Here is an 11,040-nt window from a genome sequence, read left to right on the forward strand (position 1 = left end):
CTTGGGGGCCAGTAGTGACAACAGGTATGACCGGGCTTACGCGCCGTCGCCTTCTCCAGGCGGGCGCCGGGGTCGTCCCCGCCCTCGCCCTGGGGGCGAGCCCCGCGTGGGCGGCCGCGGATCCGATCGTCACCGGGGTGGTCCCCACCGCGCTGGCGGGGTTCGACACCGTGATGAAGAAGTACATCGCGGAGCGCGAGATCAGCTGCGCGCAGCTCGCGGTCGCCCGGAACGGCAAGATCCTGCTGGCACGCGGTTACGGAACGTACACGATTCAGACCGGACAGAAGCTGCCGTTGATGACGGTCGTACAGCCGACCTCGCTGTTCCGCGTCGCCAGCCTGAGCAAGCACATCACATCCGCGGCGATCATGCGGCTGGTCCAGGACGGCAAACTCAGCCTGTCCACTCCGGTCACCACGCTGCTCGGGCTCTCCACGGGGGCCGACCCCCGGCTCGCGCAGGTGACCGTTCTGAGACTGATGCAGCACCTGGGCGGATGGGACAGGGACGTCTCGAAGGACCAGCTCTGGGCGGATCACACGATCTCCGCGGCGCTCGGCGTGCCGCTGCCGATCAGCCACGCGGACATCATGCGCTACGCCACGGCCCGTCCCCTCGACCTCGCCCCCGGCTCCAAGATGGTCTACAGCAACTACGGCTACCTGCTGCTCGGCCGGATCATCGAGAAGGTCTCCGGCATGAGCTACGAGTCGTACATCAAGCAGAAGCTCCTCACCCCTGTCCGCATCAGCAGGATGCGACTCGGCCGCAGCCTCAGGACGGAGTCTCCGACCAACGAGGTGAACTACAGCTCGAAGTACACCAACAAGTCCGTCGTGGACGGGTCGGGCACCGTCGTGCCGTACCCCTACGGCGGCTTCAACATGCCCAACCAGGACGCCAACGGCGGCTGGACGGCCTCGGCGGTCGACATGGTGAAGTTCGCCATGGTCTTCGACGCCGCCGGCCCGGTGCTGAACGCGACCTCGATCGCCAAGGTGTTCGCCAAGCCCGAGACCGGGGTCAACAGCAGCGGATCTTGGTACGGCGGCGGCTGGTGGGTCCGGTCGGCGGGTAGCGGAATCAACACCTGGCACACCGGATCGATGCCCGGCACGTTCAGCTTCCTGGCCCGGTTGAACACCGGCGTCTCCTACTGCGCCGTGTTCAACCGCCGGGGGGAGGACGGATCGCCCGACTTCGACGTGATCGACTCGCTCCTCTTTCAGGCGGCGGGCGCGGTGAAGTCGTGGCCGACGACCGACCTCACTCCGCAGTACTTCTGAGGCCCGCCCGTAAGGGCGGCCCTCATGGGCCGCCCTTACGGGCCGGAGGCGGGCGTCGCCGTTCGCCGCGCGTGTGGTCAAGCGGGGCCACCGCCATCGGCCGCCGTACGGATCACCGTGCCGGGTGGTCGTTTCCCCGTCGTTTCGGCTGGTGGGTGGAGGCGGACAGCCCTCTAACGGGCTGCGGCTTCCTCCAGTGTCCGTTTCATGTCCTCTGCACCCCGCTCGATGCGGGCGCGGACCTCCGTCGCGAGCGCGTTCGGCAGCAGGTCGGTTATCCAGACGAGCCGACTGCGATCGGAACCTTCGGGAAAGACCTGAAATGAGGCGTGATGGTGGGTAAGGGACGGCTGCGCGCCTTCGACTACTGCGTAGGCGAGCCGACGGGTCGTGTCGTCGACATCGATGATCAGCTCGCGGATGACCCTGCCGTTGGGGAAGATGAGAATCCTGACATCGCCCTCAAGCCGGGTGTCGGCAACGCGGTCCGGCAGGAGGCGCTGGTGCACCGCGCCCACATCGCTTATCGCCGCCCACACCTGCTCCGGGCGGGAATCAATCACGATTTCCGTGTGGATGGAAGCCATTTCCTGATCTCCTGTCTGCGTGATCCTTGGTCATTCCCTCGGCCTGGCTCAGATGCTGGGAGAGGCGGTGCTGGTTGTCGGTGAGGCGCAGGCACAGGTGCCGCAGCTGGGTGAGCTCGGCGGGAGTGAAGTCCCGGAAGATCGCCGCCATGGCGGCCTGGGTCGGCCGGCGGAAGGATTCGATCCATGCCCGCCCGGCGGGGGTGATCCGAGCCAGGACGGAGCGTCGGTCATGTTGATCGGGGACCCGCTGCGCCAGGCCGTCGCGTTCGAGGGTGTCGACCAGTCCTGTGACGTTACGGGAGCTCACTCCGGCCGACTGGGCAAGCTCGCCGATGCTGATCCCGTCGTCGGCCGAGGCGCTCAGGCGCATCAGGATGTCAAGCGCCCCCGAGCTCAGCCCGCGGCCCTGGGCCCCATGGGCACGTATGCGCTCGACGGCGTGGAAGGCGGTGCGGACGGCGGTCGCGGCTTCGAGGGCGAGGGTGTCGTCTCCGGCGGTGAACTGGGTCATGGCGGCCCTTGCTCGGGGGTCGAAGAGGGAGCCATCGGGATCGCGATCGAAGCTGGTCGAGGATTTATGTACGTCCTTCATAATGAAGGAGTACTTTAATACGCGCTCCACTGGTTGTCGATGCCGAGAGAGCTCTCGAGGGCCTGGAGGCCGCGCGGCTGGACAGGCGGTTGTGCGGCTTGCGGAGTCCGGAGAAGTCCGCCTCGGTCACTGGGGCGGAGAGTCGTCCAGGGCGTAGGAGAGGTAGCGGTCGGCGGAGCGGCGGACGGCCTCGGTGCCGTCGGTGTGCACGACCCGCTTCCACCAGCCGCCGTAGACGCGGTCGAAGGGGTACGGCTCCAGCAGCGACAGGGCGCGGCGGATCGTTCTGGGGCGTTCGGGGATGAGGTTGGGATAGCTGTACATGAAGCTGACCCAGCGGCGGTCGGCCACCACCTGGAGGATGTCGCCGGAGAACAGGGCGCCCCGGCCGTCCTCGGCGTCGCGCCAGTGCATCACCTGGCCGCCGTCGAAGTGCACCCCGGCGTTGATCAGGGTCAGTCCCTCGTGGATCTCGTGGGTGTCGCCCTCCCAGAAGACGACGGACTCGTCGGGGCGGGCCACCCAGTCGCGGTCGTTGGCATGGATGTAGACCGGCGCGTCGAAGGCGTGCGCCCACTCGACCATCGAGCCGTAGAAGTGCGGGTGGCTGATCGCGATGGCGTCGATCCCGCCGAGGTCGTTGACCTGCCTGATCATGTCGTCGTCGAGGTGGGTGACCATGTCCCACAGCACGTTGCCGGCGGGGGTGCGGACGAGCAGGGCGCGCTGGCCGATGGCGGTGGAAGGGTCGCTGCCGACCCCGACGACCCCCGCGCCCTCCTCGGCGATCATCGGTCTGTGCCCGCTCAGGCGCAGCTCGGCGAGGGAGGTCCAGCGCTGGCCCTCCCAGCCGACGTACTGCCGCTCGTCCTCGCAGATCGGGCAGTTCCGCCGCGGGCCGGCGTACTGGACCCCGCAGGTGACACAGATGGGCAGATCATGCATGACGTCCTCCCTCGATCATCCTGTTCAGGAAACGTTATGGTGCCACCCTTCGATAACGCCGGACCAGAGGGCCGGCGGCGGTAGACGAGTTCCCCACCGCCGAGATGGGCATGTGCTGGGAGTCGCTCGGGAAGCACCAGCGGGCGGCCGACCGCGCGGAGCCGGCGGTGCGTGAGTTCGCAGAGAAGCGTCCCCGCTCGGCGCAGCTCAACTAGGCACCGAGTGCTCGGGGGCAGGCCGGCGGATGGGGGTGAGGAGCGCGGTTGTCGCGATCAGTAGGCAGGCGGTGCCGGCGAGGAGGCAGATCACGGTGACGCCGTAGCTGCCCGCCCCCCAGGTCAGGACGGCCGCGCCCACCGGGCCCAGGGAGAAGTGGATCGTCCAGAACGCCGAGGTCACACGGCCGAGCAGATGGTCCGGGGTCACCTGCTGGCGCAGGGACATCGAGCAGATCCCGGCCATGCTGACGCCGCAGAGGTAGATGGCCATCAGGGCAGCGATCACCGGGGCGCGACCGGAGACGCCGACGCACGCCATGGCGAGCCCGCTGGCCGCGATGGCGCCGATCCACGTGGCGCCGAAACCGAACTTGCGGCGGACGGGCGCCACGAGCAGGGCTCCGGCGATCGTGCCGGCCGCGGCGACCGCGAGGACCGTGCCGACGGCGCCGTCGGACCGGCCGAGATCGTGCTTGAGGTGGTAGATCAGGACGTCGGTCATGCCGAGCGTGAAGAAGATGAAGAAGGAGAGCAGGATCGTCAGGGAGCGCAGCACCGGGTGCCGCCAGAGGAATCGGGCACCGGCCAGCAGCTCCTGCCAGGGTTTCTGGCGCGGCGGGGCGGGCTCACCGACCTCGGGCCCGTTGAACCGGACGAAGTAGAGGCCCGCCGCCGACAGTGCGAAGCTCGCCGCGTTGATGGCGATCGCCGCGGTCGGGCCGAACTGTCCCGAGACCACGCCGGCGAGCAGCGGGCCGCCGACACCGGCCGCCGCGGCGGTCGCGTAGAGCCGGCCGTTGGCCTCGGTGATGCGCTCACCGTCGACCAGGTTGCGCACCGCGGTCACGTAGGTGACCTGGAAGACCATCCCGATCGCCTCGCTGATCGGCAGCACCACGTACAGCAGCCAGACCTGAGGGCCGAACGCCCAGGCCAGCGGGATGAGTCCGTACAGCACCATGCGGGCGAGGTCGCAGTAGATCAGCAGGGTCCGCCGGTCGAGCCGGTCTGCCAGGATCCCGGCGAGGATCCCGGCACCGACCGACGCGGCACCGGCCACGCCCGTCAGCAGGCCCATCTGCGCGACCGACCCGGTCACGTGCAGCACCAGCAGCGGGATGGAGATGTAGGCGAACGAGTCTCCGGCGACGGAGAGCGTCTGGGAGACCCAGAAGACGTTGAAGTTCCGGTCCCGCCACAGCGGGCGCGCGGGCCCGATCTCTGTTCCCCCTGTTCGCGTCACGAGGAGACTATCCGCCACCTCGGGTGATCTTTTCCAATGGTTAAAGGATCACTTCGGAGGCGAGTCGTCCAGGGCGGAGCTGAGGTAGCGGACGGCTTTGGTGCCGTCGGTGCGCACGACCCGCCTCCACCAGCCGCCGCAGACGTGGTCGAAGGGGGAGCACCCTGGCCGATGGCGGTGGTCGGGGTCGGTGCCGACCCCGACCACCCCGGTGCTTCCGCTCGCGCGGGAAGGTCAGCGGTGGTAGACCTGCTCTCCGCCGACGAAGGTCATCGCGACCTCGGTCCGCCAGATGTCGCCCTGGGGCTCGGCGAACGGGTCGCGGTCCAGGACGACCAGATCGGCGCGGTTGCCGGGAGTGATGGTGCCCGCGTCGTCGTCGTGGTTGATCCACGCCGAACCGGCGGTGTAGGCGGTCAGGATGGTGGCCAGGTCCAGGCTCTGGCCGGGCAGGAACGGGGTCTGCGCCGTCGGGTAGTCCGCGTGGACAGAGCTGCCCGGCTCGGTGCGGTTGACCGCCACGTGCATGCCCTGGATCGGGTCGGGGTTGGAGACCGGCCAATCGCTGCCCGCGCAGAAGCGGGCGCCCGCCCGCTGCAGGTCGGCGAAGGGATACTGCCAGGAGGAGCGTTCGTCACCCAGGAACGGGATCGTCAGCTCGTCCATCTGGGCGTGGTGGGTGGCCCAGAGCGGCTGCAGGTTGGCCGTCACGCCGAGGGCGGCGAAGCGCGGCACGTCGGACGGTTCGATGATCTGCAGGTGCGCGATGTGATGCCGGTTGGCCGGGTCGGTCCCGGTGAAGCTGTCCAGCGCCTCGCGGACGGCCCGCTCGCCGATCGCGTGGAAGTGCACCTGGAAGCCGTGCCGGTCCAGCTCGGCGACGTAGGTGTTCAGCAGCTCGGGCTCCACGTATGACAGGCCGGTGCCGCCGCAGCGGCAGTAGGGCTCGATCACCGCGGCGGTGAAGTTCTCGGTGATGCCGTCCTGCATGATCTTCACCGAGGTGGCTCGGAACCGCTCCAGTCCCTCCGCCGAGGCGCGGCGCTCCACGAGCTCGGGGATCTGCTCGGCGCCGCGTGTGCGGTCCCACCACAGCGCGCCCACGACACGGGCCTTCAGCCGCCCCGAGGCCGCCGCCGCGACGTAGGTGGGCAGCTGGTCGTCGGAGCCCGCGTAGGAGCCGACGATGGCGTCCTGCCAGCCGGTGATGCCCTTGGAGAACAGGTGGGTCTGGGCCGAAAGCAGCGCGTCGGTCAGGTCCCGGGCCGTGGGGCGCGGGGTGAGCAGGCCCACCAGGTCCATCGCGCCCTCGTGCAGCACGCCGCTCGGCGTGCCGTCGGCGTCGCGCTCGATACGGCCGTCGGCGGGGTCGGGGGTGTCGCGGGTGATCCCGGCGAGCTTCAGTGCCCGGGTGTTGACCCAGGCGGCGTGGTGGTCACGCTGGATCAGATACACGGGCCGGTCGAGGAAGTCGATCTGCGAGCGGTGCGGGAGACCGCCGGGGAAGGCCGCCATGTCCCAGCCCCCGCCCTCGATCCACTCGTTGCGGGTGTGGGACTCGGCGTAGGCGATGATCCGTTCCAGATACTCCGGCAGGCCGTAGACCTCGGCCAGGTCGCACCTGGCCCGCTCCAGCCCTGCCTGGACCGGGTGCATGTGGGAGTCGGTGAAGCCGGGAGTCAGCAGGCCGCCGCCGAGGTCGACGGTCTCGTGGCCGGGGGCCGCCCGCCGTACGACGTCGGACTCCGCGCCCACGGCGGCGATCCGGCCGTCGCGGACGAGCACCGCCTCGGCGAAGGCGCCGGCGGCGAGGAAGGCGCGGCCGCCGCGGAACAGGATGTCGCTCACGTGACGTGGCTCCTGCGGGGCGTTTCGTGGATCACCCACGCGCCGGGTTGGTCGTCGGGCAGGTAGGTCATGGCTCTCCTAACGTCCGGTGATGGAGTCGGCGACGCGTGCCAGGACGGAGGTGCGGCCGAGTCCGGCTTTCTCCCTCGCGTCGGCCCGGCGGTACAGGTCGTACATGGCGTGCACGCCGATCCACCGCAGCGGCTCCACCTCCCAGCCTCGCACCTTGCGGTCCACCCAGGGCAGTGTGGTCAGCTCCGTGTCCTCGCGCAGGATCAGATCGCGCAGGGTACGGGCCGCCAGGTTGGTGGTGGTCACCCCGTGGCCGGTGTAGCCGCCGGCCCAGCCGATGCCGGTGGTCTGGTCGACGTGCACGGTGGCGCACCAGTCGCGCGGCACGCCGAGCACCCCGGACCAGGCGTGCGCCACCGCGGAGGCCCGCACGGTGGGGAACATGCCGGTCAGCAGCTCCCACAGCGCCTCGATGGTCCAGGTGTGGGTGTGACCCCGCTCGTCCACCCGGGAGCCGTACAGGTAGGGCTTGCCGCGCCCGCCGAACGCGATCCGGCCGTCGGCGGTGCGCTGAGCGTACATGTAGTAGTGCGCCATGTCGCCGAGCAGCTCGTGGCCCTCCCAGCCGATCGCGTCCCACAGGTCGCCCAGCGGCTCGGTGACGATCATCGAACTGTTCATCGGCAGCCAGGCGCGGTGGTACTGCTTCAGCCCGGCGGTGAAGCCCTCGGTGGCGCGGATGACGTAGCCGGCGCGGACCGTGCCGTACGGCGTGCGGGCCTCGTGCGGGGCGATCTCGGTGACCGGGGTGCGCTCGAAGATCTCCACTCCGAGGTCCCGCACGGTCCGGGCCAGGCCGCGGGCCAGCTTGGCGGGCTGGATCCGGGCGCAGTGCGGGCTCCAGATAGCGCTGACCGCGCCGTCCACCCGCAGGCGGCTCTCCCGCTCTGCCGCGTCCAGTAGCCGGACGTCCTCCTCGGTCCAGCCCCAGTGGCGCTCGTGGGCGAGCAGCTCTCGCAGCCGCCGGTCCTGGGCGGCGTTGGTGGCGACCGTGGTGACACCGCCCTTGACGATGTCGGCGTCGATGTTCTCGTCCGCGGCGACCGCGATGACCTCGTCGACCGCCTCGAACATCACGCGCTGGAACCGCTTGGCCGCGTCGGCGCCGTGCGTCCGGGCATAGCGTTCGGGGGTGCCCGCGAGTTCGCCCACCAGCCAGCCGCCGTTGCGCCCGGACGCGCCGTACCCGGCGAACTCCTTCTCCAGCACCACGACGCGCAGACTCGGGCTGGCTTTCTTCAGGTAGTAGGCGGTCCACAGGCCGGTGTAGCCGGCGCCGACGATGGCCACGTCGGCGTCGAGGTCGCCGCTCAGGGCTTCGCCGGCTGCGGGGAGGCCGAGGGAGCGGTACCAGAAGGAGACGTCCCCGTTGACAAAGTCCTCAGCCAGGGGAACACGCGTACTCATGACCTCGTATCCTGCTATATCCGTCAATTAGGGCGGGCCTTCCAACGGAAATCGTTGCAGAACCGCATCATGACTGATCTTCCCAGACGTAACGACGGGCTCATCCCTGTGTAGCAGTCCTGTAACAGGCCTGCGTCAGGATGTGCCCAACGGAGGGAGTGTTCTGATGGGATTTCTGCGGATCCGTACGACGGTGGACGAGCGGCCGGGACGGCTGGCCTCGCTGGCCACGGCGCTCGCCGACAGGGGAGGCAACATCCTGGGCCTGAGCGTCCAGTCCGACACCGACGGCACCGTGGACGAGTTCGTGGCGGAGATCCCCGCCGGCCCCGAGGCCGTGCGTGAGGCGCTGGAGGCGGCCGGCGGACGCCGGGTCCAGGTCGTCCCCGCCACCGCCCACCAGCTCACCGACGAGCCCACCCGCGCGCTCCTGCTCGCCTCGCGGCTGCGCGCGATGCCCTGGCGGCTCCCCGAACTGCTGGGGGAGTTGCTGCGCGCCGACGACTCCCGCTGGGTCTACGGTGCGGACATGAGCGACCTGCCGGACCCGACGCTGCTGACCGTGCCCGTGGCCCCGCGCCACGCCATCCGGGTGCGCCGGGCCGAGCTGCCCTTCACCCTGACCGAGGCCGCCCGGGCCGCCTCCTTCGTACGGCTGGCACAGCCCCCGGCCCGCCAGCCGACGGGGATCGGGCGGGCCGTCATGCTGTCCGACGGCACCGAGACCCAGATCCGCCCGCTCACGCAGCTCTACCGCGAGGCGGTCCGCGACCTGCACGACCGCTGCTCGCCGGAGTCGCGCCGGTTCCGCTACTTCACCTCAATGCCCGTGCTGCCGCCCCGCGTCTTCGACCGGCTCTGCGACCGCACCCGCGGTCACTCGCTGGTCGCCGGATACGACGGTCAGGTTGTCGCGCTGGCCAACCTGATGTTCACCCCCGACCCCGGCATCGCCGAGATGGCCTTCCTGGTCGAGGACCGCTGGCAGGGCCGGGGGATGGGCGCGGCGCTGGCCAGGATGGTCGTCACCGAGGCCCGGGACCTGGGCTTCGCCGAGGTCAGGGCCACCCTGCTCACCGACAACGTGCGCATGCACAGGCTCCTGGTCTCGCTGGGCGCGACGCTGAGCCCCACCGAGGACCCCGGCATGGTGGAAGCCAGGCTGGCCGTGGGCGTGATGGCGACGGCATCCCCGAGCTGAACCCATCACGTCGCCTCCCCGGTCCGGGATCGCTCAGGGGCCTCGGACCGGGGAGGCCTCACCCGTCGGGTGGGCGATCCCCGCCCTGATCGTCGGGGGGACCCGGGTCCGGAGGCGCGCCCATGGCGTCCAGCCGGCGTTCGATCCGGTCCAGGCTCTCCTGGATCCGCTCCAGCTTCGCGCCGGATGACGGCCCGGTGCCGTAGAAGCCCTCCTCCAGGCTCAGGAGGCGGTCGGGACCACGCCGCCCGATGAGTGTGATCACCTGCGCGCGTACGGCGTCCAGGCGCGCGCCCTGCTTGGTGAGCACCTGGGCCGCGACGCCCTGACCCTCCCGGATCAGGCCGAGCAGGATGTGCTCGGTGCCGATGTAGTTGTGGTGCAGGTTGAGGGCCTCCCGCAGGGACAGCTCCAGCACCTTCTTGGCCCGCGGGGTGAACGGGATGTGGCCGGCCGGGGCGTCGCCGCCCTGACCGATGATCTTTTCGACGTCGTCGCGCACCTGCGCGCGGCCGATACCGAAGGACTGCAGCGCCCGGCCGGCGACGCCGTCCTCCTCTCCGAGAAGGCCGAGCAGGATGTGCTCGGTCCCGATGTAGTTGTGGCTGAGCCGCCGGGCCTCCTCCTGAGCCAGGACCACGACACGGCGGGCACGGTCGGTGAAGCGCTCGAACACGAGTGGCCTCCGTGAGGGATGCCGAGTTGCCTGCACCCACTATGCGTCAGGTTTCCCGATAAAGGGGAGGACATATCGCTACTCGCCACGGAATCCTTTTCCCAGGGTGAGGGCCGCAGGCGGTCATGTCGTATCAGGGCGAGGAGGGGCGGCCCAGGGAGGCGGGGATCTTGGAGGCGGACGCCCGGTCCAGCAGGAACAGCGTCCCCTGGCGGCCACGCGCACCCGCCGCCGGGACCTGCATCGTCCCGGAGTCCGACAGGGCCAGCCGTACGGCTCCCGCCTTCTCCTGACCGCCGGCGATCAGCCATACCTCACGCGCCCCCTGGATGACCGGGAGCGTGAGCGAGATGCGGGTGGGCGGAGGTTTCGGGGCGCCGTGCACCGCCACCACCGGGCGCGTCTCGTACAGCGACGGCATGCCCGGGAACAGCGACGCCACGTGGCCGTCCGGGCCCATGCCGAGCATCAGGACGTCGAACGACGGCGCGGGGCCGTGGTCCTCGGGACGGGCGGCCCTGCGGAGCTCCTCGGCGTACGCCTCGGCCGACTCCTCGGCGGTCATGCCCGAATCGGGACCGCGCATCACATGGACACGGGCCGGGTCGACGTCGACGTGGTCGAGGAGGGCCTTACGCGCGCCGGTCTCGTTGCGCTCGGGATGGCCGGAGGGCAGGAAACGCTCGTCGCCCCACCAGATGTCCAGGTTGCGCCAGTCGATGGCGTCACGGGCAGGGCTGGCGGCGATCTCGGCCAGCGTGGCGATGCCGATGGTGCCGCCGGTCAGCACCAGCGAGGCCGAGCCCTTGCTCGACTGCGCGTCGACGGTGCGGGTGATCACCCGGGCGGCCGCCGCCTTGGCGAGCATGTCGGCGTCACGATGGATGACCACATGGGGAACGCTCACGGGACTTCTCTTTCAGCGGGCTTCGATGGGGAGAGCGCCCCGCGGTCGGCCG

The 11,040-nt window shown here is 70.2% G+C and carries 10 protein-coding genes and 1 pseudogene; 2 read left to right on the plus strand and 9 right to left on the minus strand.

The features are described from left to right. The first annotated feature begins 26 nt into the window (after window positions 1-26). Window positions 27-1,289 carry a serine hydrolase domain-containing protein gene (locus tag ACIN94_RS23065; RefSeq protein ID WP_400709352.1) on the plus strand — a complete coding sequence of 421 codons (1,263 nt, stop codon included), beginning with the start codon at window positions 27-29 and terminating at the stop codon, window positions 1,287-1,289. 173 nt (window positions 1,290-1,462) lie between these two features. Here the strand turns inward: ACIN94_RS23065 and ACIN94_RS23070 are convergent, their stop codons facing one another. From ACIN94_RS23070 to ACIN94_RS23100, 7 genes are all read right to left on the minus strand, one after another. Then, window positions 1,463-1,876, minus strand: a complete 414-nt coding sequence (locus ACIN94_RS23070; RefSeq protein ID WP_400709355.1) for an SRPBCC family protein — start codon at window positions 1,874-1,876, stop codon at window positions 1,463-1,465. Next, on the minus strand, window positions 1,845-2,390 hold the full coding sequence (locus tag ACIN94_RS23075; protein ID WP_400709358.1) for a MarR family winged helix-turn-helix transcriptional regulator: 546 nt from the start codon (window positions 2,388-2,390) through the stop codon (window positions 1,845-1,847). The genes ACIN94_RS23070 and ACIN94_RS23075 overlap by 32 nt, the downstream gene beginning before the upstream one ends. A gap of 207 nt (window positions 2,391-2,597) precedes the next feature. Continuing rightward, window positions 2,598-3,416, minus strand: a complete 819-nt coding sequence (locus tag ACIN94_RS23080) for an MBL fold metallo-hydrolase (RefSeq protein WP_400709361.1) — start codon at window positions 3,414-3,416, stop codon at window positions 2,598-2,600. A 207-nt stretch (window positions 3,417-3,623) separates the two neighbouring features. Next, a complete protein-coding gene (locus ACIN94_RS23085) occupies window positions 3,624-4,877 on the minus strand; it encodes an MFS transporter (RefSeq protein ID WP_400709364.1) in 1,254 nt (417 codons plus the stop codon). A gap of 48 nt (window positions 4,878-4,925) precedes the next feature. Then, window positions 4,926-5,084: a hypothetical protein gene (locus ACIN94_RS23090; protein WP_400709367.1), complete on the minus strand. Its 159-nt coding sequence runs from the start codon at window positions 5,082-5,084 to the stop codon at window positions 4,926-4,928. Between the two features lie 27 nt (window positions 5,085-5,111). Beyond that, window positions 5,112-6,725, minus strand: coding sequence for an amidohydrolase (locus ACIN94_RS23095; protein WP_400709370.1), 1,614 nt, complete (start codon window positions 6,723-6,725; stop codon window positions 5,112-5,114). A gap of 78 nt (window positions 6,726-6,803) precedes the next feature. Next, the gene (locus ACIN94_RS23100; protein ID WP_400709373.1) at window positions 6,804-8,204 is read right to left on the minus strand and encodes an NAD(P)/FAD-dependent oxidoreductase; all 1,401 of its coding nucleotides are present in this window, start codon (window positions 8,202-8,204) and stop codon (window positions 6,804-6,806) included. A gap of 166 nt (window positions 8,205-8,370) precedes the next feature. On the opposite strand from ACIN94_RS23100, the gene ACIN94_RS23105 reads away from it, so the two are divergent. Then, window positions 8,371-9,405, plus strand: coding sequence for a GNAT family N-acetyltransferase (locus tag ACIN94_RS23105; RefSeq protein WP_400709375.1), 1,035 nt, complete (start codon window positions 8,371-8,373; stop codon window positions 9,403-9,405). Window positions 9,406-9,655: 250 nt separating this feature from the next. Here ACIN94_RS23105 and ACIN94_RS23110 read toward each other — a convergent pair. Together ACIN94_RS23110 and pgl are read right to left on the minus strand one after the other, a co-directional pair. Continuing rightward, window positions 9,656-10,081, minus strand: a pseudogene (locus ACIN94_RS23110) (Clp protease N-terminal domain-containing protein); the annotation flags it as partial. Between the two features lie 133 nt (window positions 10,082-10,214). Further along, complete coding sequence (gene pgl / locus ACIN94_RS23115) at window positions 10,215-10,988, minus strand: 6-phosphogluconolactonase (RefSeq protein WP_400709378.1); 774 nt, start codon at window positions 10,986-10,988, stop codon at window positions 10,215-10,217. Window positions 10,989-11,040 lie beyond the last annotated feature (52 nt).

The organism is Streptosporangium sp. NPDC087985 (assembly GCF_044741965.1).
In the GTDB taxonomy this organism is placed as follows: Bacteria; Actinomycetota; Actinomycetes; order Streptosporangiales; family Streptosporangiaceae; genus Streptosporangium.

Bases quoted from the DNA above. Each gene is read 5' to 3' on its own strand.
- ACIN94_RS23065 (WP_400709352.1), top strand. From the start codon at position 27: ATGACCGGGCTTACGCGCCGTCGCCTTCTCCAGGCGGGCGCCGGGGTC.
- ACIN94_RS23105 (WP_400709375.1), top strand. From the start codon at position 8,371: ATGGGATTTCTGCGGATCCGTACGACGGTGGACGAGCGGCCGGGACGG.
- ACIN94_RS23080 (WP_400709361.1), bottom strand. From the start codon at position 3,416: ATGCATGATCTGCCCATCTGTGTCACCTGCGGGGTCCAGTACGCCGGC.
- ACIN94_RS23100 (WP_400709373.1), bottom strand. From the start codon at position 8,204: ATGAGTACGCGTGTTCCCCTGGCTGAGGACTTTGTCAACGGGGACGTC.
- ACIN94_RS23070 (WP_400709355.1), bottom strand. From the start codon at position 1,876: ATGGCTTCCATCCACACGGAAATCGTGATTGATTCCCGCCCGGAGCAG.
- ACIN94_RS23075 (WP_400709358.1), bottom strand. From the start codon at position 2,390: ATGACCCAGTTCACCGCCGGAGACGACACCCTCGCCCTCGAAGCCGCG.